Here is a 26,129-nt window from a genome sequence, read left to right on the forward strand (position 1 = left end):
TCGGAACACCCTTTATTAATGTCTATTAACATGTTGAATACTCAGCAACCCGATTTCTTCCTGCTCTCTTTGCCCCTACATACAATGCCCTATCCGCATGTCTAACCAAAGCTAGTGCATCCTCCGCATCCTCAGGTGCTGTTGCGACTCCAATCGAAGCTGTAATTTTGATCTGTTGTTGTATAAGCTCTAACGATTGATGTAAGGTAAATGGCCAGTTGGCGATGGCTTGTCTGATCATTTCTGCCATCTGGAAGGCTTCTTCTTTATTGGCTTCAGGTAGGAGAACGACAAATTCCTCGCCACCATAACGGGCGACCGTTCCACGCGAACCAACAAGTTTACTTAATCTATCTGCCAATTCACTTAGAATTTCGTTCCCGCTTTGGTGTCCGTATGTGTCATTGACTTCTTTAAAATGGTCGATATCAAGGATGATAAGCGATAATACGCTTCTCTCAAACTGATATAATTTTTCGAATTCTTCTGTCAGATGTTTTTCAAAATATCGATAATTATATAATTTCGTTAACGCGCAGCGTTCACTCTGTGTTTTTGTTACCTCATAGTGCTTTGCATTTTCCTTTGCCACCGCAAAGTAGGAACAAAGAATATCGACTATCATTAACTGGGATTTTTCGTATGCTCGTTTTCGCTTTGAAGCGAGCATTAAAACTCCAATCACTTTTTTATTTCTAACGATCGGAACGGCTAATATACTTTCGGCATCCGCTGGGACAAAGTCCTTAGAAAAAGGTTTCCAATCTTTTCTTGAATTGTATAAATATCCTTTTTGCTTTTCCCAAACATAACCGCTAATACCCTCATTTTTTTTTACCCTAGCAATCTCGCTGGTAATCCCATTACCGCATTCAATCCTGCGGACTAATTGGAGCTCGTCCTCACTAATGACATCAAAGATATAGGCATAGTCCACTGGGAGCATTTCAATCAGCTTTTGAATAAAAAGGTCAATAACCCCATTAACCTCAAGCCGTTCTGCCATTTGGTGACCAATTTCAGCAGCTTTCTGTAAATATTCGTTAATATTTTCACTAGAATAATAAAGTTTAAAGATGGTTGATAAACTTGCAAACGGAATTGCCACAAATAATAATGCTAATAAACCTTCCTGGTTATAAAACATATATAGTACAAAGCCAAGTGGCAAGGTAATGAATGTAGTGATGGTCTCGACCATGAAATCCTTTCCAAAATAAGATTCCTTACTTTTATAAATGAAGTATAAATAGAAGGAAATAATGACCTGATTTAGAAAGTAATTTACTAATGCATAAACAGCTGCAAGCCATAAAGAGTGAGGGTCATTTATAAGGTTGGGTCCCGTTTGACCCCCAAGTGAGTAGTAAACAACACCGCTTACAAAGGATACGAGAAAAAACATTATCAAATTTAGTGGTATTCGGAAATATTGCTCCTTTTGAACGCGCAGCCTTAGCAGTAACAAAATGACAGCTGCTTGGGCAAAGATCATTTCAACGAACAAGCCAAAGCTTAAAAATGTCGCAAGGGATACCCACTGAATCAAGAATATTGGAGTATTATTTATGACCATTGGCATAAAGGCTACAACAGATGTTAACGTCAAAAAGGCTAATAGTTCCAACCATTGCCCTGAGAAATGAGGAGGAAAAGTTTGAAAGGTAAACCACATTCCTGCTGGAACTAACAATAACCACACAAGAAAGATAGCTATTTTCATTTTTGGATGAACTGCCATTAACTCCCCTCCCCATTACCATTATTTTGAAATCAAGATGTATTTATTTTATCAAAAATACTTTATCTTGTCATAGTGAAATTGCATTGTTTTTCAAAAATTCACATAAATAAGGTTTGACCTCAGAGATGAAATATAAGGACCCGGTAACGACTAACACGGATTCTGGCTGTAGTCTCTGAATTAATTTGGCAAGATGGGAATCCCACTTTTCACCGATTACTTTATTTTTAGAACGACTTAATGAGAACAATTCAATGGCTTCTGCCGCACGAGGAAAATCGAAAGATACAAAGGAGATTTCATCTGCAACTTGATCCAATTGAGCTATCATTTCGTCCAGCTTTTTATCCTTTAATGCTGCAAATACAATATGAATATTATTGTTAGAATAACGAGTTGAAAGTTCATGGACAAGGGCCGAAATACCCTCATCATTATGGGCACCGTCAATAATGACTAGTGGACTTTTTGATAAGATTTCAAATCTGCCTGGCCAATATGCAGTCTTTAAGCCTGTCCTTATTGCACTCTCAGAGATTGAAAATTCTTCGTGAAGATTTATAGATTGTGCTGCCATAACTGCTACTGCTGCATTTTCTGTTTGGTGCTGGCCAATCATGCTGATTTCTAATTGTTGTAATGTTTGATTATCACTTATTAATGTAAATAGCTCTCCTCTTGTTTGCGGGCTGTGGGAGGTAATCGAAAACTCCTGATTCAGCCTATATAGGGGAGCATGCTTTTTTTCGGCCTGTTCTTTTATTACCTTTATGGCATTTGCGTTTTTAACTGCAGTGAATGTAGGAATCCCTTCTTTAATAATCCCCGCCTTTTCAAACGCAATTTCCTCATACGAATGTCCTAGGATATTCGTATGGTCAAGTCCAATATTTGTTATGACTGAAGCTATTGGATGAATAATATTGGTGGAATCAAATCTTCCTCCCAAGCCTACTTCATATAGTACAATGTCCACTTGATTTAGATTGGCAAAGTAATAGAAAGACATGGCTGTAATCACTTCAAACTCAGTCGGTCCACCCAGCTCGGTTTCTTCTAATTCATCCGCGAGCGGTCGAATCACATTCGTCAGCTCTAAAACCTCTTCGTCGCTGATTGGCTTCCCATTTACAGAGATTCGTTCATTAAATTGTTCGATATATGGTGAGGTAAAGGTACCAACGGAATAGCCTCCCGCTTCAAGAATCGAACGCAAGAAGGTCACAGTCGACCCCTTGCCATTTGTACCGCCAATATGGACGGTTTTCATTTTACGTTCTGGAGACCCGAGTTTCTCCATCATCCATTCCATTCGGGCAAGACCTGGTTTAATCCCAAGCCTTAATCTTGCATGAATCCATTCAAGGGCTTCGTTATAAGTCGTAAACATCCATGACACCCCATTTGTTTTTTTAAAAGAAGACGAATCCTGTTTTGGACTCGTCTCAACACATTATATTCCTTTTAGTTCATTGATACGCGCTTCAACTATTGCTCTCTTTTCGCGATAGTCTTTTTCTTTTGCACGTTCTTCAGCCACAACACTTTCAGGTGCCTTTTTCATAAAGCCTGGGTTGTTTAATTTCTTTTCAACTCTTTCAACTTCTTTTGTAAATTTATCATATTCTTTTTCAAGGCGGGCAATTTCTTCATCAATGTTAATCAATCCTTCTAGTGGAAGAATGATTTCCAGTCCAGTGATTACAGCTGTCATCGCCTTTTCTGGTGTTTCAAGGCTAATTCCCATTTGCAACTCTTCTGGATTACAGAATTTTTCAATATAGGCTTGATTCTTTTCAATTGCTTTCAGAATTGAATCATCCTTCGCCTTAACAAGCATTTTAATTTTCTTGCTCATTGGCGTGTTTACTTCAGCACGAATATTTCGAACGGAACGAATCATTTCCATTAACATCTTCATTTCTTGTGCGGCTTGTTCATCCGAATAAGCTGGATTTACCTCAGGCCACTTCGCTGTTGTAATTGATTCTCCAGAGTGTGGAAGGTTCTGCCAGATTTCCTCGGTAATGAATGGCATAAACGGATGCAACAAACGCATCGTCTGATCAAGAACATGTGCAAGAATCGAACGAGTGGTCTTCTTTGCAGCATCATCCTCACCATATAATGGAAGCTTTGCCATTTCAATATACCAATCACAGAAATCATCCCATATGAAGTTGTATAAGGCACGACCTGCTTCTCCAAATTCATAACGCTCTGAAAGCTTGGTAACCTGTTCAATCGTTTCATTTAATTGAGTTAAAATCCACTTATCTGCAACTGATTTCTCTCCGCTAAAATCTATTTCTTCATATGTCATGCCGTCCATATTCATTAATGCAAAACGAGAGGCATTCCAAATTTTATTAGCGAAATTCCATGTGGATTCAACCTTTTCATAGCTAAAGCGTAGATCCTGACCAGGTGAACTTCCTGTTGAAAGGAAGTAACGTAAAGCATCCGCACCGTATTTGTCGATTACATCCATTGGGTCCACACCGTTACCAAGAGATTTACTCATTTTGCGTCCTTGTTCATCCCGAACTAAACCGTGAATAAGAACATCTTTAAATGGACGGTCACCTGTAAATTCAAGGCTTTGGAAAATCATTCTTGATACCCAGAAGAAGATGATATCGTACCCGGTTACAAGTACATCTGTTGGGAAGAAACGCTTGAAATCTTCTGCTTCAACATCCGGCCAACCCATCGTTGAAAACGGCCATAATGCAGAGCTGAACCATGTATCCAATACGTCTTTATCCTGCTCCCAATTTTCACCATCAGCAGGGGCTTCATGACCAACAAATACTTCACCTGTTTGCTTATGGTACCAAGCAGGAATTCGGTGGCCCCACCAAAGCTGTCTTGAAATACACCAGTCACGAATATTTTCCATCCAGTGCAGGTAGGTTTTTTCAAATCTTTCTGGAACAAAGTTAACTTTATTTTCTTTATTTTGAAGTGCGATTGCTTCATTCGCAAGTGGCTGCATTTTAACAAACCATTGTGTAGATAAGTAAGGCTCAACTACTGCCCCACTGCGTTCTGAATGACCAACTGAGTGCAAGTGCTCTTCGATTTTGAAAAGGATGCCTTGCTCTTGAAGGTCCTTAACAATTTGCTTCCGACATTCAAAACGGTCCATTCCTTGATACTTTCCAGCTCTCTCATTCATCGAGCCGTCTTCGTTCATCACTAGAACGCGCTCAAGATTGTGTCGGTTACCTAGTTCAAAGTCATTAGGGTCATGGGCTGGAGTAATTTTTACCGCCCCTGAACCGAATTCCATTTCAACGTAATCATCACCAACAATTGGAATTTCACGGCCAACAATTGGAAGGATAACTGTTTTTCCAATTAAGTGCTTATAGCGTTCATCTTCTGGATGAACCGCTACTGCTGTATCACCTAACATCGTTTCTGGTCGAGTGGTTGCTACTTCAATATGTCCAGAACCATCAGCTAGCGGATATTTCATATGATAAAAAGCACCTTGAACATCCTTGTAAATAACCTCGATATCCGATAATGCTGTCTTAGTGGAAGGATCCCAGTTGATAATGTATTCGCCACGATAAATAAGATCCTTGTTATATAGAGTGACAAATACTTCACGTACAGCTGCTGACAAGCCTTCATCCAAAGTGAAACGCTCACGGCTGTAATCTAAACCTAAACCTAACTTTGCCCACTGCTGGCGGATATGGGAGGCGTATTCTTCCTTCCACTTCCATGTTTCCTCAACGAACTTTTCACGTCCTAAGTCGTAACGGCTTTTGCCTTCGCTGCGGAGTTTTTCTTCAACCTTCGCTTGCGTTGCAATTCCGGCATGGTCCATCCCCGGTAACCAAAGAACATCGTAACCCTGCATCCGCTTCATACGGGTAACGATATCTTGCAATGTTGTATCCCATGCATGCCCTAAATGGAGCCTTCCAGTTACGTTTGGCGGCGGGATAACAATCGTATAAGGTTGTTTCCCTTCATCATTCTGCGCTTCAAAAAACTTTCCTTTTAGCCACCAATCATAGCGACCTTGTTCAATTGCTTGTGGATCGTACTTTGTTGGCATGGTAATTTCCTTTGTATCCATTTGACCATCTCCTTTATTTCTCTTTCTGTCCATTAAGAAAAACTAGACAAACAAAAAACCCCAATCGTCATAAAAGGACGAATGGAGTTTGCTTCGCGGTACCACCTTTTTTCCAATCATAAATTTAATGATTGGCTCTTAAATGGATAACGGATTTGATCCGTCTTCAACTAGTGGGATTAGAAAATCCGTTCGCTGAAGAAGCTCGAGGGCGACCTTCCGAGTGTCTGCTTAGGAAACCTTCCAGCTAATGGCTTCCCTCTCTTTAAGCCGGGTAACATCGTACTCTTCCCTGTCTTTGCTTATGTGTTTTTATTTATATTGTTTATACTACCCAAAAAGTGTTCTAGACGTCAATAATGATAGCCAATTTTTTTATATTATATACCATTTTGAAAAAAACGTTAAGGAATTAGGGGAATTCACTAGGTAGAAAGAATATACATAAAAGAAATGCCATTTTGGAGAGGAAGGAATATATGAAGCGGAGGAAGTTCATCACGAAGTACTCCTACACTCCCTGGTATCGAACGACTAGGAGAGTATGCGAGCAGCTGATTTTGCCGTTTACGATTTTTCAATTAATCCGAACACTGTTTATACCTACTGTCTTTGATGTCTTGTTATTAAGTATTTTTATTGCGATTGCCGTATCCATTTATTTTGAAATTGTTTAAGAGCCCAAAAAGCAATAGTTACTGCTGCTGGGCTCCTTCTTTTGCCTTCTTTTCCTGTTCATCGAGTTCTGTCATTCTCATGGCAACATATTCGGAATTCTTTAAATGCCAGTATTTCCGCTGCAGCATTCGGACAAATTTCAACTCATTTTTGGGCTGCTCTTTTTTATAATACCGTTCGACTACCTGGATGATTGGAATAGGATAAGCTAAATAACTAAAGAATAGAAGTTTTTCATCTGCTTTGAAGGGGAAATATTTATAATAATGGTAAACCCACTCAATGGCTTCATCATTTCGTGTTGGCTGATTATTAAAGTAACGTGATAGGTATGGCAATAAATCATGAATCGGTGAGCCGTAACGGGCATTTTCAAAGTTAATAAAATAGCCGTAACCCTTTTCATCATAAAGGAAATGCTCGGATGATAATTTTCCATGTGTAATCACCATTCGTGCTTTTTCTGCTTCCTTTGTTTTTTCATACCATTCTTCAAATTTTGTTTTTGAAAAACGAAGGGCCTGACTTATTTCGTTATAGTACAAGCAATACACAAGCTCAAAGGGTGACATATAAGTCTTTTTTTCACAATCATCGATGAACCCGTCTAGAAACTCCTGATTCTTATCGAGCAGCTGAATGGTTTTTTCATAATGCTCGGTACGCTCCTCTTTATTCACGGTGATCTCTTTGGCAGATAAAGTATGAAGCCTCGCTAATTCACGAAATAACTGCTGGTGTTTCTGTGTCCGGTCTTCCTTTATTTCATTTGACATCCATGGCATTAAGTAATACAAGGCTTTATCATGGAGGACGGCATACCTTCCGTCCATTGTCGGATAAATAGGCACGATCCGATTGAAGCCCTTTTGATAAAGGAGATGGACATGGCGAATAAAATCTGTTCCAGTTGTTGGAACAATTTTCTTCAATGCAAATGTCCCTTTATTGGAATAGATTTTCTTTATATTGCCATGTTCCTCAATAAAATAAGGCTTTAATTGATAGTTGTTTAAAATGGGTATAAGCGAATCCACCTGATTCGAATTACTCATCAACATTCATCTGCCTTTCAGCTAGAGCAAAGTACTTAAAAAGATGGGAGCAGGTTAAAAACCCGCTCGCCATTTGTTTGGTTGATTATTTTTTTGCTAAGGCAACAGGTACATATAATACTTGACCCTCATACACATCTTGATTGAGTTCAAGATTATTGTAACGAAGCAGATTTGGAACTGAAATGTCATAACGGTCGGCGAGACTATCCAACGTATCGCCCTTTTGGACAATACAAACTTTTATTCTAGCTTGATCGGAGCTGTCTTCCTTTCGGGCAAAGAACTCCGTTAGTGTCATTGTTTTCTTTTTTGCAGCCTTCTTTTTCGCTTGTTTCGGAGGTGCTCCTGGAGAGGAGGAACTCTCTTCTAGAACAGGTTCTTTTGCTTCTGCTGGCTCTTCTACTTCTTCTTCAATTGGCTGTGCTGGTGGTTCCTCGACGATTTCCTCTATCTCTTGGACCCGCTCTGTAACTTCACTTCTTGCAAACTCAAAAACTGCTGGTTGCTGAGGCTCTTCTTCAGGCTCTTGATACGTAAAGGTTGGGAATTTCGGAAAAGCTTCAACCTTTTCCTCTTCTGGCTGTTTTCTTGCTTCAGCCTCAAACAAGAAAGTATCCTCAAATTGATTCTCTTCTGGTTGTAATTCTTCTAGTTCTTCTTCGCTTGGAGCTTCTACCTGGTAACGGTGGAGAACTTCATACTCCTCCTCAGGTTCTAAATCTTCTTCTTGTTGTTGTGTTGAATCATACAAGCCGCTGATTGTCAGTTCTGCGGATAGTTTAAGGCAGCTGCGCTCCGGAATGGAATAATCAAATGACTCCACGATTACATCAATATCATAAATGCTTTGAATCCGATTGTTGGGAATGGTAATATCGACAGGAAAACGGTGTGAAAATTCACAAATGCCTTCCTCATGTGGATCCACTCTTTCTACATACCTTTGGTTAGGTACATTTTCTTCCTCGTCCACTGTACTTTCTTCGTCATTTCTATATTCGCCTGTTAATTCCAGCGAACCACGTATGGTTACGTATTGATCATTTTCCTGGATGGTAATATCCGGATCTAGAGAAATCGACACAAGTTCAGCTACTTCCTGTCCTTTTCTAAACCACAAAGACTCCTCCAAGGAAAATCGCAGGCACGTTTGATTCTCCTGAGACAAAGCGACTCCTCCTTTCGTTTCCTTCACGTAAAATCACTATGTCACTTACACTTTATGAACCAATGCTTTTAATTATGATAAAAAAGCCTTCTGATGCGAAAAAGTTTAGGATTTAGGGTGGTTGGACGAAATTAACCCCGCCGGAAATTGGATTAATCCCGCGGAATTTGGCCATAATCCCGCTCAAACTTTTAAGCCCGCCGATTTTTTGGATTTACGTGCCGAATTCCACAAAAAAACACCCACCAACAAGGGTGAGTGCTCAAATTTATTTAAGTTTTGAAAAAGCAATTTCTACTGCTTTGATTGTTTTTTCGATGTCTTCGTCGGTATGTGCAGTTGATAAGAACAATCCTTCGAATTGAGATGGCGGCAGGAATACACCTTGTTCAGCCATTTCACGATAGTATGCAGCAAAATAATCTAGGTTAGAGGTTTTTGCTGTTTCATAGTTGATTACATCTTGATTGGTGAAGAAGAACCCAATCATGGAACCCGCGCGATTAAAGGTAACAGGAATATCATATTTTTCAGCCGCAGCCGTAATGCCTTTTTCAAGTAAATCACCTTTGCGTTTGAACTCTTCGTAATGCTCTGGAGTTAATTGACTTAAGGTCTCATAACCAGCAGTCATCGCAAGCGGATTTCCTGAAAGTGTTCCTGCTTGATAGATTGGTCCTGCTGGAGCAATTTGACGCATAATTTCAGCTTTACCGCCGTAAGCACCAACTGGCAGCCCGCCGCCAATTACTTTACCAAGACAAGTGATATCAGGCATGATATTGAAATAGCCTTGAGCACAATTGTAGCCTACACGGAATCCAGTCATTACTTCATCAAATATTAGCAATGCTCCCTTTTCAGATGTAATCTCACGCAGACCCTCTAAGAATCCTGGAAGCGGTGGAACAAGACCCATATTACCAGCAACTGGTTCGACGATAATACAAGCAATATCATCACCAAATTGCTCGAACGCGTATTTAACACCTTCAAGGTCATTGTATGCTACTGTAATTGTGTTGCTGGCAACACCTTCAGGTACTCCAGGGCTGTCTGGTAGCCCAAGTGTAGCCACACCAGAACCTGCTTTAATTAATAAGGAATCACCATGTCCATGGTAACAGCCTTCAAATTTCAAAATCTTGTTACGACCTGTGTAGCCGCGTGCTAAGCGTAGCGCACTCATCGTCGCTTCTGTTCCGGATGATACCATCCTTATTACTTCAATCGACGGCACACGTTCAATCACAAGCTTAGCCAGTTCGTTTTCCATTAATGTTGGTGCACCATAGCTAGTACCAAGCTCAGCCACTTTTTTAATTCCTTCAACTACTCTGTCATTTGTATGACCAAGGATTAGCGGTCCCCATGATAATACATAATCAATATATTCATTGCCATCGATATCATAGATTTTTGAACCTTTACCTCTTTCCATGAAAATCGGATCCATATTGACAGATTTAAAAGCACGTACCGGGCTATTAACACCACCAGGCATCATCGTTTGAGCTTCTTTAAATGCTTCAACTGATTTTGTATATGAGCGCATTTTGAGTTCCTCTTTTCCAGTTGTAATTAATGGTCTTCTTTTAACCAACGGCATGCGTCTTTTGCAGCATACGTAATAATAAGGTCTGCGCCTGCACGTTTAAATGCTATCAACATTTCCATAACCGTTTGTTTCTCGTCTATCCAGCCGTTTGCAGCTGCTGCTTTGATCATGGAATATTCACCGCTGACGTTATAGGCAACAACAGGCAGATTAAAGTTATTTTTAACATCACGAACAATATCAAGGTACGGCATACCAGGTTTCACAATTAAAAAGTCTGCGCCCTCTGCTACATCGGATTCAGCTTCCCTGAAAGCTTCCATACGGTTTGCAGGGTCCATTTGATAGGTTTTACGATCACCAAACTGTGGTGCTCCCTCTGCTGCTTCACGGAAAGGTCCGTAAAAAGCAGAAGCATATTTAACGGCATAAGACATGATTGGAATTTCTTTGAACCCAGCTTCATCTAAACCTGCACGAATGGCTGTCACAAAGCCATCCATCATATTTGAAGGGGCGATAATATCAGCACCTGCTTCGGCTTGAGCGATTGCTGTTTTTACAAGTAACTCAAGTGAAGGGTCATTTAAAATTTTGTCGCCTTCTACCATTCCGCAGTGACCGTGGCTGGTATATTCGCACAAGCATGTATCGGCCACAACAATTATTTCTGGATAATGTTCTTTTATGTATCGAGTTGCCACTTGGATAATCCCGTGGTCATGAAACGCTTGTGTACCACACTCATCTTTTGTTGCCGGAATTCCAAATAATAAAACGGACTTAATTCCATGTGCAACGATATCATCCATTTCAGCTTTTAGGTTATCCATTGACACTTGGAATACACCAGGCATAGAAGATACTTCTCTGCGGATGTTTTCACCTTCATAAATAAATAACGGATAGATGAAGTCCTCTGGTCTTAAGTGGTTTTCTCTAACAAGTGCACGCATATTAACACTTGAACGTAATCGACGATGACGTGAAAATTGAAGTTCCATTAATTATTACCCCCAAATTCTATTTTCGGATATCATTTTTCTAAAAATTGTATCGTGCTGTTAATCATTTCTTTAACCGTATACTCCTCTGGAGAAACGTGAACCGGTAATCCAAAGGCAAGTAATTTCTTTTTTGTAACTGGACCAATGCAGCATATCACACATCTTTCAATATGACTCTCCAGCTTATACTCCTCCACAACACGCATAAAGTGATTAACAGTGGAAGGACTCGTAAACATTAAGATATCAATTTCATCCTTAGAAAGCGTTTTAGCTAACTTCTCAGTACTCTCTTCTGGCATATAAGTCTCATATATAATGATTTCATCTACAAGTACACCATGGTTACTTAGAGAAGTAGAGATATATTCCCTTGCCAGATTCCCCTTTGGAATCAGCACCTTTGAACCACTTGGTACAATCGGTAAAAACTCGTTTACAAATACTTCCGTCACATAACCAGACGGTACAAAATCTGCTTTTAACCCTTTTTCCTGCAGTACTTCTTCCGTTTTCGTGCCTATCACAGCAATTTTCGGAAATGATGTATGATCTTTATTTTTATAAAAAGAAAAGAAAGTTTCCACAGTGACATTGCTAGTAAAAACAATCCAATCATATGTATCAATCTTATTCATAGCAGTTTGCAGCTGCGGATTGAAATCAATAGGACGAAATGCAATAAGAGGGATTTCGATTGAAATCCCTCCATACTTTTCTACAAGTTGTGAAAAGGATTTTGCCTGACCTGTTCCACGAGGGACAAGGACCTTTTTGTCTTTCAAACCTAATGGTTTTAGCATTGACCTTCGAGCTCCCGTTTAACCTTCTCAATAAGGTCCTTAGCTCCTTTTTCAATTAATAGGTCTGCTGCTTGAATACCAAGCTCTTCTGGGTTAGTCCCTCTAAGTTCTTCTTTGAAGATTTCCTGGCCTTCAGGAGAACCCACCAAAACATTTAGAACGATTTCATCATTATCTGCAATATAGGCGAAACCAGCAATTGGCACCTGGCAGCCGCCTTCCATTTTATGAAGGAAAGCTCGTTCCGCTTTAACTGCTCTTTCTGTTTTTTTGCAAGTGAATTTTTCAAATAGTTCAAGAAGTGCTTTATCATCCTCACGGCACTCGATTGATAATGCTCCTTGACCAACGGCAGGTACACAAATTTCTTCATCGATAAATTCAGTTATGGTTTCTTTTGCCCAGCCAAGACGTGAAAGCCCAGCTGCAGCTAGGATAATAGCATCATATTCTTCTTCTTGAAGCTTTTGTAATCTCGTATCAACATTTCCGCGAATCCATTTAATTTCTAAATCAGGGCGCTTCGCTAAAAGCTGGGCGCTGCGGCGAAGACTGCTAGTGCCAATAATCGCTCCAGGCTTCAAATCCTTTAACTTAATATGATCTCTTGAAATCAATGCATCACGGTGGTCCTCACGAAAAGGAATACAGCCAATGGTTAGTCCCTCAGGAAGAACGGCTGGCATGTCCTTCATACTATGAACAGCCATATCAATTTCTTTATCCATCATTGCCTGTTCGATTTCCTTTACAAACAATCCTTTTCCGCCTACTTTTGATAGAGTTACGTCTTGGATTTTGTCTCCTTTTGTGACAATTTCTTTTACTTCAAATTCAAAAGGTCCTCCGAGCTTTTTCAGCTGTTCAATCACCCAATTTGTTTGTGTTAAAGCCAATTTGCTGCGTCTAGAACCTACGATAATTTTTCGCATGAGTGCCTCCTATATTATGAGTACCAAAAATGAAATGATGATAATTGACCAAATAAGAAAAAGTTAATTAATACAATTAAAAAAGACCCGGCATTCCAAAGGGCTAATTGTCTGCCTGACATGTTTTTACCGATACGCAGGTACAAATAGATACTGTATCCGGTTAATAGAATAAATGAACCAATAATTTTCATATCATACCATGGCATTCCTGGAACCTTTAAGAAGGCCCATTGTAATCCCAGGATTAGACTTAATAACAGCATTGGAACACCAATTACTACTAATATATAAGAGGTTTGTTCCAGCTTACTTAAATCTGATATTCTCAAAAGTCTTGTTCCCCATTTTTTCCTTTTCAATAAATCATATTGAATCAGATATAGAAGCGATAGGACAAAAGATATAGAGAAGGCCCCGTATGATAGAATGGCCATTGTGATATGTATAAGCAAGAGCTCAGACATTAGCTGATTACTTATGACATGTGAATCATACTTAATAGGAGCAAATGTATGGATGGCGATAACAATAAAACCAAGTATATTTGTAAAAAAGACGATGAAATCGACCTTTAGAAGACGATTGATCCCAAGCGACAGCGTTACCAATACCCAGGCATAAAAATATAGACCTTCAAAAATCGTTAACGCAGGGAATCTACCTGTTTTTATCATATAGGAAGTTAGAAATACTGTTTGTAAAACCCATACAAACGCAAGTAACCAGAAGGCGATTCGGTTTGCCTTCCGGTTATGGTGAATGAAATCGAAAAAATATAACAACACACTGAAGGCATATAGGACTACTGTCAATTCGTGCAGCCGTGTCATATAGAAGTCATACATAAGGAGTACCTCTTATGACTGAAAAGAAGCCTGCGGTACATGAACCATTGAGTTATTGGTTTCGGCTGCTTTCGTTTGTTTTTCTACAAGCTCTTCAATGTTAAATATTTTCATAAATAAATCCAATGCTTCTTCAGCGTCTGGACGAGCAGCCAATTCTTTTGCTTGTAGGATAGGATCTTTTAGAAGCTGGTTGATAATGCTCTTTGTATGTTTATTTAAAACCTTTATATCTCTGTCCGATAAATGTGGCAGCTTGCGTTCTAAACTAACCATCGTTTCTGCTTGAATGGCAACAGCCTTATCTCTAAGAGCCGAGATAACAGGAACTACTCCCAGCAATCCGAGCCATTGCTTGAAATCAACGATTTCCTTTTCAATCATCAGCATGATGATTTGAGCTGCATTCTTCCGCTCCTGAAGGTTAGCCTCAACAATTCCTTCTAAATCATCGATATCATATAAAAATACACTTTCAAGCTCTGCAATTCTTGGATCTAAGTCACGCGGAACGGCAATATCGACCATAAATAATGGCTTACCCTTACGCTTTTTCTCGACTTTTCCCATCATTGTTTTTGTAATGACAAAATCCTTTGCTCCTGTTGAGCTAATTAAGATGTCCGCATCAACCAATGTCTTTTGGAGTTCTTCTACTGTTTTGGCCTCACCAGCAAAACGGTTTGCAAGAACTTTAGCTTTTTCAAAGGTACGATTGATAACAGTAACTTTTCTAACTCCATGGCCATGCAGATTTTGCGCCGCCAGCTCACCCATTTTACCTGCACCATAAATTAACACATGCTTATTCTCAAGAGAACCGAAGATTTTCTTTGCGAGTTCTACGGCAGCATAACTGATTGAGACCGCATTGGCGCCAATATCCGTTTCAGCGTGTCCACGTTTCGCAACTGTAATCGCCTGCTTAAATAGCTGGTTGAAGACTGTACCCGTTGTTCCTTGTTCTTGAGCTAAAATAAAGCTTGACCGAACCTGCCCTAATATTTGTGTTTCACCTAAAACCATTGAATGAAGACTGCATGTTACCTTGAATAAATGCTCAATGGCACCATCTTCTTCGTAAACAAATAGAAATGGTGAAAACTCTGATTGTTCAATTCCGAACCAATCAGATAAAAATTCTTTAATATAATAGCGTCCAGTATGCAACTGATCTACAACCGCATAAATCTCAGTACGATTACACGTTGATACAATAATATTTTCTAATATACTTTTTTTAGTATTTAATTTCTTTATCGCATTTCCAAGGTCAGATTCATTAAAAGTCAACCGCTCACGGATTTCAACAGGGGCAGTTTTATAGTTTAAACCGATCACTACAATATGCATTTTCTTAGAACACCCCCAAAAAGTAATACAAAACCTACTAATACATTATTAACTAGTCTGATTATAACACGGGATTTTTCAACTTTTATCCGAAAAATGTGAACAGAAAATGAAACTATGTGTTACTATAAAAAGCAGAAGCGCCTTCGGAACAAGCACAGCTTGTTCCTGCGAGGATTAATCTAAGGAGCTTTCCTTAGTGTCCAGAGGCGACAGGCATAAGACGAGACGGCATGAAGGTTGCTCTTTAACCTTCTTGACGGATTGGCTTATATGACCCCGAGCCTCTAGGCGCTGGAGCTAGCCTAATATATAGGAAAAAAGTTGAGTAATTAATAAATATATCATCTTATGTACAGTACCAAAAAAACAGACTAGATTCAAGTATACCTTACTGGAAGTGGTGTTAAAATGAAGAATCAGCGCATTTTCCCTGGAATTATTCTCATAGGCTTTGGAGCCTTCCTTTTCTTACAACAGTCTGGATTTACGGCTCTACAGACATTGTATTCATGGCCAACTCTTCTTATTATTGTTGGAGTAGCTTTTTTAGGACAGGGATACTCCGCAAAGGACCATGAATCAATTCTACCGGGAGTCATCATCGCGGGATTCGGTCTTCATTTTCATCTCGCCGGCAAGATGGTGTTTTGGCCAAACAACACAATTGGCATGCTCGTATTATTTATATCGATTGGCTATTTTCTTCGGTTCCAAAAAACAAATAATGGTTTGTTTCAGGCATTTCTCTTTTTAGTATTGGCATTTTTGCTATTATTTTACGACAAAGTTGCAGAATATTTTGGTTTACTGCAAAATGGGCTCAGCTTTGTATGGAAGTTTTGGCCCGCCATTATTATTCTTGTCGGAATCTACTTTCTATTTAGAAAAAGAAAATAACGTCAGGCGAAAGTTGCCTGACGTTTTTTTCTTACATATAACTTTGCAAAATGGACCACGCTTTATCTTTCCCTTCACCCGTTTCGGATGAGAAAAGGACGATTTGATCATTTTCATCTAAATCAAGCGTATCTTTTGTCACTTTTAAATATTTCTGCCATTTCCCTCTTGGGATTTTATCGGCCTTTGTCGCGATAACAATACACGGAATTTCATAATGCTTAAGGAAATCATACATCATGATATCATCCTGTGTTGGCGGGTGCCGTAAGTCTACGATTAAAACTACCGCTCTAAGTTGCTCACGAGAAGTTATATACGTTTCAATCATTTTTCCCCAAGCTGCACGCTCCGATTTGGAGACCTTTGCGTATCCATAACCAGGAACATCTACAAAGTGAAGAATTTCATTAATCAAATAAAAGTTTAACGTCTGTGTTTTTCCAGGCTTTGACGAAATTCTCGCAAGACCTTTACGGTTAAGCATTTTATTGATAAAAGATGACTTACCAACATTAGAGCGCCCTGCTAATGCAAATTCAGGCAGCTCTGTTTCAGGGTACTGCGCTGGCCTTACGGCACTGATGACTATATCGGAACTTATTACTTTCATTGTAATCCACCTTCTACTAGTGCATGCCTTAGAACTTCATCGACATGTGAAACAAGCACAAACTCTATTTCATTTCTAACACTTTCTGGGATGTCATCGATATCCATTTCATTATCCTTAGGAAGAATGACTTTTGTTAATCCAGCTCTATGTGCACTGAGTGTTTTTTCTTTTAATCCGCCAATCGGAAGCACCCGTCCTCTTAGAGTAATCTCTCCTGTCATTCCTACTTCACGGCGAATTGCTCTGCCCGTTAGCGCAGATACAAGTGCAGTTGCCATTGTAATTCCTGCAGATGGACCATCTTTTGGAACAGCACCTTCTGGAACATGAATGTGAACATCAAATTTTTCATGAAAATCTTCTTCAATTCCAAGCTCACTGGCTTTAGAACGAATATAACTAAAGGCGGCCTGCGCAGATTCTTTCATGACGTCCCCTAGCTTTCCTGTTAACACTAGTCTGCCTTTACCTGGCGATAAAGACACCTCGATTTGCAATGTATCACCACCTACAGTCGTGTAGGCTAGACCTGTTGCAACCCCAACTTGATCCTCTGTCTCGGCTTGACCGTAACGGAATTTAGGTTTGCCTAGAAACTCCTCGACATTCTTTTCGGTAACGATCACCCGTTTCTTCTCACCTGAAACAACGATTTTTGCTGTCTTACGGCAGATGGTTGCCATTTGCCGTTCAAGGCTCCGCACTCCTGCTTCACGGGTATAATATCTTACTGCCTTAAGAATCGCATCATCTCTTACCTGAAGGATTCCTTTTGTAAGTCCATTTTCTTTAATTTGCTTTGGCAGTAAATGATCTCTTGTGATATGAACTTTTTCGATTTCTGTATAACCAGCTATAGTGATAATTTCCATTCTATCTAAAAGTGGTCCTGGAATCGTTGACAGGTTATTGGCAGTCGCAATGAACATGACTTTTGATAGGTCATATGTCTCTTCGATATAATGATCGCTAAAGTTATGGTTTTGTTCCGGATCCAATACCTCAAGCATCGCCGAAGAAGGGTCACCACGGAAGTCACTGGACATTTTATCAATTTCATCTAATAAAAAGACTGGATTAATGGTGCCCGCTTTTTTCATTCCCTGAATAATCCGGCCTGGCATCGCTCCAACATAAGTTCTCCGATGGCCACGAATTTCAGATTCATCGCGAACACCACCAAGTGAAACACGGACAAAATTACGATTCAAAGAAGTTGCAATTGACCGTGCTAAGCTTGTTTTACCTACTCCAGGAGGTCCTGCAAGACAAAGAATCGGTCCTTTTAAGGAATTTGTCAGCTTTTGAACAGCTAAAAACTCCAAGACACGTTCCTTTACTTTTTCAAGACCAAAATGATCCTGGTTCAGAATTTTTTCAGCACGAAGAATATTAATATCATCATCTGTCTTCTTCGACCATGGAATCGTAATCAGCCATTCGATATAGTTTCTAATAACAGCACTTTCTGCTGAGCTTGATGGCACTTTTTCATAGCGGTCAAGTTCTTTTAAAGCAGTTTGCTGAACATGCTCAGGCATACCCACGTTTTTAATTTTTTCAGTTAGTTCAGCGATTTCACCCGTTTTGCCTTCTTTTTCGCCTAATTCTTTCTGAATCGCCTTCATTTGCTCGCGAAGGTAATATTCCTTTTGCGTCCTTTCCATGGAACGCTTCACACGCTGCCCAATCTTCTTCTCAAGATTTAGCACTTCTTTTTCATTCTGAATGGTCGTTACAACGGTATTCATTCGTTGCTTTACATCAATCGTTTCAAGAATTTCTTGTTTTTCCTTCAGTTTGATTGGCAAATGGGAAGCGATAATATCTGCCATTCTTCCTGGTTCCTCAATATCAACCACCGAGGCATAGGTTTCTGCCGAGATTTTTTTAGATAACTTTATGTATTGCTCGAAATACTCAAGCATTGTTCTCATTAATGCCTGATCTTCAACATCCTTCGTTGTCGTTTCATCATAGGTCACAATGCTGACTGCATAATATTCGTCCTCATCATGAAATGATTCTATTTTGGCTCTGTTTAGTCCCTCAACCAATACTCTAATTGTACCATTCGGAAGCTTAAGCATTTGTTTAACCTTTGTTAAGGTACCAATTTGGTATAAATCCTCTTCCGATGGATCGTCTATTGCAATATCCTTTTGTGTAGTTAAAAAAATTAAATGGTCATCTACCATCGCTTTTTCAAGGGCCTCAACCGATCTTTCACGTCCAACATCTAAATGCAGGACCATAGTCGGATATACAAGCAACCCTCGAAGCGGCAGGAGGGGGACGATCAATTCTCTATCTTTCGCCATTAAATTGCACCTCCACATGCATGAATCAATCTTTCCTGCTGATAATAGCAGAAATCGTCTTTGTACAATTCTATCTTATTTGCAAATATGTGTCTAATAATACGAAAGCCACAGAATTTACTTGTCAATATAATTAATTTTCCCCAAGCTAGAGGATTTCTTTCCTCTTTTACTGATAAAAAACACTTCGGTTAAGACAACCGAAGTGTTATCGTTAAATCGATTCTTTTTTAGATAGCTCAATCGAAGCCGGAATGACTTGATTGTGTGCGAGTTGATTGACGAGGGCTATGTCAAAAACTTCACTTAAATGTGTAACGGGTACAATCCGGATTCCCTTTATTTCATTTAATATCGATTGCATGTTTTCTTCAGGGATGATAACGGTTGTTGCTCCTGCTTTTTGAGCCGCCTTTACCTTAGGGTAGACGCCGCCAATCGGCTTCACATTGCCATGGATACTTATTTCTCCCGTCATCGCTACTTTGTTATCAATTGGAATTTTGTAAATGGCCGAATAAATTCCCGTTGCCATCGCAATTCCTGCTGACGGACCATCAATTGGTACCCCGCCAGGGAAATTAACATGAATATCAAAATCACCCGCTGGAACACCCATTGACCGTAGAACGGTGATAACATTTTCAATTGAACCACGTGCCATACTTTTTCTGCGGATTGATTTACCTTGTCCGCCAATACTTTCTTCATCAACGATTCCAGTAATATTTATTGTTCCTTTATCCTTCGCCGGGATAACCGTTACCTCGATTTCGAGCAGAGCACCTGTATTCGGACCATAAACAGCTAGTCCATTCACAAGCCCGATTCGGGAATCGTCATTAATCTTTCTTTCCATTCTTGGTGACAGTTGGCTAGAATGTGCGACCCATTCTAAATCTTCGTCTTTTATAAAATTGCGCTCATCCGTAATGGCCAGCCCTGCAGAAATTTGAACCATATTAACGGCTTCGCGCCCATTTCTTGCATATGTAGATAGAATACCTAATCCCACTTCGCTAATGTCTAGTTTTACTTTTTCAGCGGCTTTTTTACCGACTTGAATGATTTCTTCTTGTGTTAATTCTCTAAAGAAAACTTCCATGCAGCGTGACCGAATCGCAGGTGGTATTTCACTAGGTGTCCTAGTTGTTGCACCAATTAAACGAAAATCTGCCGGCAGTCCATTTTTAAAAATATCATGGATATGCGTAGGGATTTGGTTATTTTCTTCATGATAATAGGCACTTTCAAGAAATACTTTACGATCCTCAAGAACCTTTAATAGCTTGTTCATTTGTATTGGGTGAAGTTCGCCAATTTCATCAATGAAAAGTACTCCTCCATGTGCGTTCGTTACTGCGCCTTGCTTCGGCTGTGGAATTCCCGCCTGCCCCATCGCACCTGCACCTTGATAAATCGGGTCATGAACGGACCCAATTAGTGGATCGGCAATACCTCTTTCGTCGAATCGAGCAGTTGTTGCGTCCAATTCAATAAATACAGAGTTTTGTTTGAATGGTGATTTTTGAACCTTCTTTGCTTCTTCTAAAACTAATCGAGCAGCAGCTGTTTTCCCTACCCCTGGTGGTCCATAAATAATGACATGTTGAGGATTTGGACCGCATAATGCTGCTTTTAAAGACTTTATACCATCTTCCTGTCCAACAATATCTTCAAAGCTTGTAGGGCGTACTTTTTCAGCTAATGGTTCTGTTAATGAAATAGATCTCATCTTCCGAAGCTGTTCCATTTCCTTACGGGATTCCCGATCAATGGAAACCTTTTGTGTTCGTTGGTTCCTTAGCAAATTCCAAAAATACAGCCCAATGATTATTCCAAAAAACAGCTGTATAAATAAGGCAATCCCCGTCCAACTCATATTTTTCCCTCCTGCTACAAGTAAACTCATTAGATATTAATAAGTATTTCCTGCATAGAGGTGGAATAAACCACAAATTGTAAGAAACTGTTTGAGTTGGCATGTATAAGCTTCATAAAAAAGGACCCAGCGATTTTGCTGGGCCCTCGAAATTTTTCAATATTAAGCAGACTTTTCTTCTGCTACAACGGTTCCGTCTTCTAAGACAAGCTTTGGAAGACTATTGTCGATGACCGTTTCTTTTGTAATGATACATTTCGAAATATCATTACGAGAAGGAAGGTCAAACATAACATCCAGCATGATTCCTTCGATAATCGAACGTAATCCGCGGGCACCTGTCTTACGTTCAATCGCTTTCTTCGCGATCTCGTTAAGTGCGCCTTCCTCGAATTCCAATTCTACTTCATCGATTTCAAGCATTTTTTGATATTGCTTCACTAAAGCATTCTTTGGCTTCGTTAAGATTTCAATCAATGCTGACTCATCTAACTGCTCAAGACTTGCAATAACAGGTAGACGACCGATGAATTCAGGAATTAAACCGAAGCGGAGTAAATCCTCTGGTAATACTTTAGAAAGTAGTTCTTTCTGAGTAATTTCCTGTTGCTTGATATCTGAACCAAAACCAATAACCTTTTGACCTAAGCGGCGCTTAATGATTGGTTCGATTCCATCAAATGCACCGCCACAAATAAATAGGATATTTGTGGTATCGATTTGAATGAATTCTTGGTGTGGATGTTTACGTCCGCCTTGAGGAGGAACGCTCGCAACCGTACCTTCTAGAATTTTAAGTAATGCTTGCTGTACACCTTCACCTGAAACATCTCTTGTAATGGAAGGATTTTCTGATTTACGGGCAATTTTATCAATTTCATCAATATAGATAATACCCTTTTCAGCTTTTTCCACATCGTAATCAGCAGCTTGGATCAATTTTAAAAGAATATTCTCTACGTCTTCCCCAACATAACCTGCTTCAGTAAGAGAAGTTGCATCAGCGATAGCAAACGGAACATTTAAAATCCTCGCTAATGTCTGAGCTAATAAAGTTTTACCACTTCCAGTTGGTCCAATCATACAGATGTTACTCTTGGAGAGCTCAACGTCATCAATCTTACTATTAGAATTGATACGCTTGTAATGATTATAAACTGCAACCGATAGCGATTTTTTTGCTTGGTCCTGACCAATGACGTACTCATCAAGGATCTCACAAATTTCTTTTGGCTTAGGAACGTCTTTAAATTCTACTTCTTCTTCTGTTCCAAGCTCTTCTTCAACGATTTCTGTGCAAAGCTCGATACACTCGTCACATATATAAACACCTGGTCCGGCGACCAATTTACGAACTTGGTCTTGTGTCTTTCCACAGAAGGAACACTTTAATTGGCCTTTTTCATCATTAAATTTAAACAATTCTTTCACCCCTTGAAAACGTGTTATAACACTATTTAAAGTTGCGTAACACAAACAAAAATCCGTTTCTTTTTCGAAACTATTCAGATGTATGTATTGCATTGTAACACATGGACCCAGCGGACTGGAAATAAAAAGCTTTCTTCACTATGTTTTTCTGAAAGCGCATTTTTGTTTGGACACCCTTTAAATGATGCCTATGTACCCAATAAGCATAACCACATTTTAATAAAATAAATCTCTCACATGGCTGGTTTTACTTAATTCGATATGTATTCTTTTATTTCCTGCTTGTTAAAAAGGTTTCCCTGTCCTTATTATAATATGTAATTGAAAAAATGTATAAAAACAGGCACGATAAAATCGTGCCACGTTTTATATTATGTGTTATTTTTTATTTTCGATTAAGAATTCAACCGCTTTTTGCTTTTGAAGATCGCCTTTGATACCTTCAAGTCCGCCAAGTGCTTGCTTAATGTTTTCAACTGTCATGTTGTACATCCCAGCCATTTTTTCAAGCTCAGCATTAACATCTTCATCAGTAGCTTCAATGTTTTCAGCTTTTGCAATTGCTTCAAGAGTTAAAGCAACGCGAACGCGGTTCACAGCTTCTTCTTTCATTTGTCCACGTAGTGCATTCTCGTCTTGACCTGAGAATTGGAAGTAAAGCTCAAGGTTCATCCCTTGCATTTGTAAACGCTGTTCGAATTCTTGCAGCATACGGTTTACTTCGCTTTCAACCATAACATCTGGAATTTCAACTTCAGCATTAGCAGCAGCTTTTTCTACTACTGAATCACGTAAGTGGTGTTCTGCTTCGTGCTTTTTGCTCTCTTCTAAACGAGTTTTGATCTTTTCTTTTAATGCATCTAATGTTTCAACTTCGTCATCAACATCTTTAGCAAACTCGTCATCTAATGCAGGAAGTTCCTTTCCTTTAATTTCATGAAGAGTAACTTTAAATACTGCTGGCTTACCTGCAAGTTCAGCTGCATGGTACTCTTCAGGGAAAGATACTTCTACGTCTTTAGATTCGCCAGTAGCCAATCCTACTAACTGCTCTTCAAATCCTGGAATGAATGAGCCAGAACCTAATTCAAGTGAATGATTTTCAGCTTTTCCGCCTTCGAAAGCCTCTCCATCAACAAATCCTTCAAAGTCAAGAACAACAGTATCACCAAGTTCAGCAGTACCTTCTTCTTTCACTACAAGCTCAGCTTGACGGTTTTGAAGAGTTTCTAATTCTTTTGCAACATCTTCGTCTTTTACAGTTGTGTCGAACTCTTCTACTTCTATACCTTTGTACTCGCCTAATGTTACTTCAGGCTTAACTTGTACAGTCGCTTTGAAGATAAGTTCTTTCCCTTTTTCCATTTGCTCGATATCGATATCAGGACGATCAATTGGCTCGATTCCTGTTTCGTCAATTGCATTACCGTATGCTTCTGGAAGAAGAATATCTAATGCATCTTGATAAAGAGATTCTACACCAAAACGCTTTTCAAACATTGGACGAGGCATTTTCCCTTTACGGAAGCCCGGTACATTTACTGTCTTAACAACTTTATTAAAAGCTGCAGTTAAGCCTTCATTTACTTTTTCCGCGCTTACTTCAACTGTAAGGACGCCAGTGTTTCCTTCTAATTTTTCCCATTTTACTGTCATACATTTTCCCTCCAACAATCTATTATCAATTCATTCGTAACGAATATGGTAGGAATATGACTTGTACATCCAAGACATTTTCCACTTTTTTTATGTAAAATATAGTTTTTACACAATGCAACCCTTACATTATAACACAGGATTTTTTTCTTTCAACAGAGTTACCTATATATTAGGATAAGAAATTTCTTCTAATTCTTTGATTTTTGAGAGTGCCAGCTCTATTTTTTCGATAGAAATCTCGTATTCATCTGAAATATCATCGACATTCTTATCTCCGCCTAGATAATCAAGAACGAGTAGGTGAAAAGCAGCAGCCCAGGCTGACACAGCTTCAGGCTTGAGCTCAAAAGGATAGCTAATAAAGAAAATCCTTTCTACCATCCCTTTAATATTTTCAAATAAAACAGGGTCACTATTTTCTAATTTTGCTTCTAGTATATTCTCTATTTCCTTCATTCTCGGCTGTGTTTGAATGTCTGGAATTTCTGTGGGAACAACGCTTAGATCCTCACTAAACTTTCTAACCATTATTTTCTTATCATATTCCTGCTCTTTTAATAGAGACAGCAGCATGGTTTTTAAGAAGGGATGACCAGATTCTGAGTTTAGAAACTCTTTGATTTCATCCATATAGGGACGAATATTCTTTTCCGCCAAACTTGAAATCACGAGCATTTGCTCATTTAAGTTTTTTAGTGAAGATAGTTTTAGCTCTTTCAGATTGGTATCTTCTTTTGGTTCTTCCATTGGCTCCTCCTGATTATTGTCAGCCATTCGCCGGCTAAATTGGAGGATGGTGAGAAAGTGATCATGCCGGTCGGGCGGAATCTCCTTTTCGTCAAACAGGGCTTCAATCGTTGAGACTATTTCTTGATATTCGTGCAGCTGTATTAATATGGTCAGATAAAGATCAACCAAATGAAAATAATCACCAATACCCTTTAATAGCATTTCATTTGTAAGTTCTTTCGCTTTTATATAGGCTCCTGCTTCAAAGTAAGCGAGGACAAGACCTATTAATATATCACTATTTTCTGGGTCATGGACTCTTGCTTCCTCAAGCAAGGTAATCGCTTCTTGGTACCTTTTGTTTTGAAGGCTCTCAAGACCCTTATCCGTCAATCTCTTTTCGAGTCCGGGAAGGAATATAATATTATCTTTCCGTTTCGCTCGTTCCCGTTTTTTCATATAAATACCGTCCTCTGCATGAAAAGCGTCAGCGCCTTGGTCAGGGAAAAAAGCATTTCATTTTTTCCCCTGGGGCGACAAGCACTGGAGGGCCTGCTGGTGGTGAAGTTCGCTTTTTGACTTCATCTGCAGGACCGAAGCGACTCGAGCCCCTAGGCGCTAAAGCTAGACATAGTCTATATGGAAAATAGTGTAGCATGAAATTTGAGAAAAACAAAAAAACTCACCTTATTGAGCGAGCGAGTGAACAAACATAGTTTAAAAAATGTACCGGTAGATGGGTTTGTGCCCCAAAATCTGCTACTGAGTGGTTTTCGGGCACATCCTTATGCAAATTTAGTTTTTAATGCAGGATTATTGAATTATTGGTTTTTAAAACAAAAAAACTCACCTTCAGTAGGTGAGTAATATATTTTGGTATGTAGTTAAATGGCGTCCCAGGAGAGATTCGAACTCCCGACCGTACGCTTAGAAGGCGTATGCTCTATCCGGCTGAGCTACTGGGACGTAATAAGTTTTTCAAAGACAAGATTTATTATATAAAGGATATATATAAAAGTCAACACTATTTGAAGATTTTTTTTGTACATATAAAAATTGGGCTAATCGCGCAAATATATTACTTTTCCCATTAACAAGATCTTTGAAAAATAACATTGGGGCATTCCAAGATGACTGGAATGACCGTAGGGCTTTCTGAAATAGCATTTGCGGCATTCCAAGTAGTCTAGAGTGACCGTAATGCTTTCTGAAATAACATTTGGAGCACACCAGATAGTCTGGAGTGACCGTAGGGCTTTCTGAAATAACATTTGGGTCACTCCAGATAGTCTGGAGTGACCCAAGAGCTACCAGAAAAAACATTTCGGTCACTCCGGGTAGTT

Annotated in this window: 19 protein-coding genes, 1 tRNA gene and 1 other annotated feature; of the genes, 2 read left to right on the forward strand and 18 right to left on the reverse strand. The window is 39.3% G+C overall.

What is annotated here, in order from left to right; translation table 11 throughout:
- Nucleotides 1–25: 25 nt before the first annotated feature.
- The 3 genes from TR08_RS26640 to TR08_RS26650 form a co-directional block, all read right to left on the reverse strand.
- On the reverse strand, nt 26–1,741 hold the full coding sequence (locus TR08_RS26640) for a sensor domain-containing diguanylate cyclase (RefSeq protein WP_081954667.1): 1,716 nt from the start codon (nt 1,739–1,741) through the stop codon (nt 26–28).
- Between the two features lie 70 nt (nt 1,742–1,811).
- Nucleotides 1,812–3,134, reverse strand: coding sequence for a bifunctional folylpolyglutamate synthase/dihydrofolate synthase (locus tag TR08_RS26645; RefSeq protein ID WP_045523455.1), 1,323 nt, complete (start codon nt 3,132–3,134; stop codon nt 1,812–1,814).
- Nucleotides 3,135–3,197: 63 nt separating this feature from the next.
- Nucleotides 3,198–5,843 carry a valine--tRNA ligase gene (locus TR08_RS26650; RefSeq protein WP_045523456.1) on the reverse strand — a complete coding sequence of 882 codons (2,646 nt, stop codon included), beginning with the start codon at nt 5,841–5,843 and terminating at the stop codon, nt 3,198–3,200.
- A gap of 70 nt (nt 5,844–5,913) precedes the next feature.
- Nucleotides 5,914–6,151, reverse strand: a binding site (T-box leader).
- Between the two features lie 171 nt (nt 6,152–6,322).
- Between TR08_RS26650 and TR08_RS31565 the strand changes: the two genes are divergently transcribed.
- Nucleotides 6,323–6,520: a hypothetical protein gene (locus tag TR08_RS31565; RefSeq protein WP_081954668.1), complete on the forward strand. Its 198-nt coding sequence runs from the start codon at nt 6,323–6,325 to the stop codon at nt 6,518–6,520.
- 18 nt (nt 6,521–6,538) lie between these two features.
- On the opposite strand, the gene ysxE is transcribed toward TR08_RS31565, so the two are convergent.
- The 8 genes from ysxE to hemA all read right to left on the reverse strand — a co-directional run bounded on the left by ysxE (nt 6,539) and on the right by hemA (nt 15,248).
- Entirely contained in the window at nt 6,539–7,576 is a 1,038-nt protein-coding gene (gene ysxE, locus TR08_RS26655) for a spore coat protein YsxE (protein ID WP_045523457.1), read from the reverse strand.
- Between the two features lie 85 nt (nt 7,577–7,661).
- Nucleotides 7,662–8,747, reverse strand: coding sequence for a stage VI sporulation protein D (spoVID, locus tag TR08_RS26660; RefSeq protein ID WP_045523458.1), 1,086 nt, complete (start codon nt 8,745–8,747; stop codon nt 7,662–7,664).
- Between the two features lie 268 nt (nt 8,748–9,015).
- Entirely contained in the window at nt 9,016–10,302 is a 1,287-nt protein-coding gene (hemL, locus tag TR08_RS26665; protein WP_045523459.1) for a glutamate-1-semialdehyde 2,1-aminomutase, read from the reverse strand.
- A gap of 26 nt (nt 10,303–10,328) precedes the next feature.
- The gene (gene hemB, locus TR08_RS26670) at nt 10,329–11,309 is read right to left on the reverse strand and encodes a porphobilinogen synthase (protein ID WP_045523460.1); all 981 of its coding nucleotides are present in this window, start codon (nt 11,307–11,309) and stop codon (nt 10,329–10,331) included.
- Nucleotides 11,310–11,341: 32 nt separating this feature from the next.
- Nucleotides 11,342–12,115, reverse strand: coding sequence for a uroporphyrinogen-III synthase (locus tag TR08_RS26675; RefSeq protein WP_045523461.1), 774 nt, complete (start codon nt 12,113–12,115; stop codon nt 11,342–11,344).
- A complete protein-coding gene (gene hemC, locus TR08_RS26680) occupies nt 12,109–13,047 on the reverse strand; it encodes a hydroxymethylbilane synthase (RefSeq protein WP_045523462.1) in 939 nt (312 codons plus the stop codon). Before hemC ends, TR08_RS26675 begins: the two co-directional genes overlap by 7 nt.
- A gap of 14 nt (nt 13,048–13,061) precedes the next feature.
- The gene (locus TR08_RS26685) at nt 13,062–13,895 is read right to left on the reverse strand and encodes a cytochrome C assembly family protein (protein WP_045523463.1); all 834 of its coding nucleotides are present in this window, start codon (nt 13,893–13,895) and stop codon (nt 13,062–13,064) included.
- A gap of 12 nt (nt 13,896–13,907) precedes the next feature.
- Nucleotides 13,908–15,248: a glutamyl-tRNA reductase gene (hemA, locus tag TR08_RS26690; protein ID WP_045523464.1), complete on the reverse strand. Its 1,341-nt coding sequence runs from the start codon at nt 15,246–15,248 to the stop codon at nt 13,908–13,910.
- Nucleotides 15,249–15,659: 411 nt separating this feature from the next.
- Here hemA and TR08_RS26695 point away from each other — a divergent pair, with 411 nt between their 5' ends.
- Complete coding sequence (locus tag TR08_RS26695; RefSeq protein WP_045523465.1) at nt 15,660–16,148, forward strand: LiaF transmembrane domain-containing protein; 489 nt, start codon at nt 15,660–15,662, stop codon at nt 16,146–16,148.
- A 31-nt stretch (nt 16,149–16,179) separates the two neighbouring features.
- Here TR08_RS26695 and yihA read toward each other — a convergent pair whose 3' ends face one another.
- From yihA to TR08_RS26730, 7 genes are all read right to left on the reverse strand, one after another.
- Nucleotides 16,180–16,761, reverse strand: coding sequence for a ribosome biogenesis GTP-binding protein YihA/YsxC (gene yihA / locus TR08_RS26700; protein WP_045523466.1), 582 nt, complete (start codon nt 16,759–16,761; stop codon nt 16,180–16,182).
- The gene (gene lon, locus TR08_RS26705) at nt 16,758–19,085 is read right to left on the reverse strand and encodes an endopeptidase La (RefSeq protein ID WP_045523467.1); all 2,328 of its coding nucleotides are present in this window, start codon (nt 19,083–19,085) and stop codon (nt 16,758–16,760) included. The genes yihA and lon overlap by 4 nt, the downstream gene beginning before the upstream one ends.
- Nucleotides 19,086–19,299: 214 nt before the next feature.
- On the reverse strand, nt 19,300–20,967 hold the full coding sequence (gene lonB / locus TR08_RS26710) for an ATP-dependent protease LonB (protein WP_045523468.1): 1,668 nt from the start codon (nt 20,965–20,967) through the stop codon (nt 19,300–19,302).
- Nucleotides 20,968–21,129: 162 nt separating this feature from the next.
- Nucleotides 21,130–22,389 (reverse strand): ATP-dependent protease ATP-binding subunit ClpX, encoded by a 1,260-nt coding sequence (gene clpX / locus TR08_RS26715; protein ID WP_045523469.1) that lies wholly within the window; start codon nt 22,387–22,389, stop codon nt 21,130–21,132.
- 387 nt (nt 22,390–22,776) lie between these two features.
- On the reverse strand, nt 22,777–24,054 hold the full coding sequence (gene tig / locus TR08_RS26720) for a trigger factor (protein ID WP_045523470.1): 1,278 nt from the start codon (nt 24,052–24,054) through the stop codon (nt 22,777–22,779).
- 165 nt (nt 24,055–24,219) lie between these two features.
- Entirely contained in the window at nt 24,220–25,245 is a 1,026-nt protein-coding gene (locus TR08_RS26725) for a tetratricopeptide repeat protein (RefSeq protein WP_045523471.1), read from the reverse strand.
- A 430-nt stretch (nt 25,246–25,675) separates the two neighbouring features.
- Nucleotides 25,676–25,752, reverse strand: a tRNA-Arg gene (locus TR08_RS26730).
- Nucleotides 25,753–26,129 lie beyond the last annotated feature (377 nt).

The organism is Neobacillus niacini, from assembly GCF_000759675.1.
Taxonomy (GTDB): Bacteria; Bacillota; Bacilli; order Bacillales; family Cytobacillaceae; genus Neobacillus; species Neobacillus niacini_A.

Excerpts from the sequence above, each read along its gene's own strand:
- TR08_RS26640 (WP_081954667.1), bottom strand. The coding sequence starts at position 1,741 with ATGGCAGTTCATCCAAAAATGAAAATAGCTATCTTTCTTGTGTGGTTA.
- TR08_RS26645 (WP_045523455.1), bottom strand. The coding sequence starts at position 3,134 with ATGTTTACGACTTATAACGAAGCCCTTGAATGGATTCATGCAAGATTA.
- TR08_RS26650 (WP_045523456.1), bottom strand. The coding sequence starts at position 5,843 with ATGGATACAAAGGAAATTACCATGCCAACAAAGTACGATCCACAAGCA.
- TR08_RS31565 (WP_081954668.1), top strand. The coding sequence starts at position 6,323 with ATGAAGCGGAGGAAGTTCATCACGAAGTACTCCTACACTCCCTGGTAT.
- ysxE (WP_045523457.1), bottom strand. The coding sequence starts at position 7,576 with ATGAGTAATTCGAATCAGGTGGATTCGCTTATACCCATTTTAAACAAC.
- hemL (WP_045523459.1), bottom strand. The coding sequence starts at position 10,302 with ATGCGCTCATATACAAAATCAGTTGAAGCATTTAAAGAAGCTCAAACG.
- hemB (WP_045523460.1), bottom strand. The coding sequence starts at position 11,309 with ATGGAACTTCAATTTTCACGTCATCGTCGATTACGTTCAAGTGTTAAT.
- TR08_RS26675 (WP_045523461.1), bottom strand. The coding sequence starts at position 12,115 with ATGCTAAAACCATTAGGTTTGAAAGACAAAAAGGTCCTTGTCCCTCGT.
- hemC (WP_045523462.1), bottom strand. The coding sequence starts at position 13,047 with ATGCGAAAAATTATCGTAGGTTCTAGACGCAGCAAATTGGCTTTAACA.
- TR08_RS26685 (WP_045523463.1), bottom strand. The coding sequence starts at position 13,895 with ATGTATGACTTCTATATGACACGGCTGCACGAATTGACAGTAGTCCTA.
- hemA (WP_045523464.1), bottom strand. The coding sequence starts at position 15,248 with ATGCATATTGTAGTGATCGGTTTAAACTATAAAACTGCCCCTGTTGAA.
- TR08_RS26695 (WP_045523465.1), top strand. The coding sequence starts at position 15,660 with ATGAAGAATCAGCGCATTTTCCCTGGAATTATTCTCATAGGCTTTGGA.
- yihA (WP_045523466.1), bottom strand. The coding sequence starts at position 16,761 with ATGAAAGTAATAAGTTCCGATATAGTCATCAGTGCCGTAAGGCCAGCG.
- lon (WP_045523467.1), bottom strand. The coding sequence starts at position 19,085 with ATGGCGAAAGATAGAGAATTGATCGTCCCCCTCCTGCCGCTTCGAGGG.
- lonB (WP_045523468.1), bottom strand. The coding sequence starts at position 20,967 with ATGAGTTGGACGGGGATTGCCTTATTTATACAGCTGTTTTTTGGAATA.
- tig (WP_045523470.1), bottom strand. The coding sequence starts at position 24,054 with ATGACAGTAAAATGGGAAAAATTAGAAGGAAACACTGGCGTCCTTACA.
- TR08_RS26725 (WP_045523471.1), bottom strand. The coding sequence starts at position 25,245 with ATGAAAAAACGGGAACGAGCGAAACGGAAAGATAATATTATATTCCTT.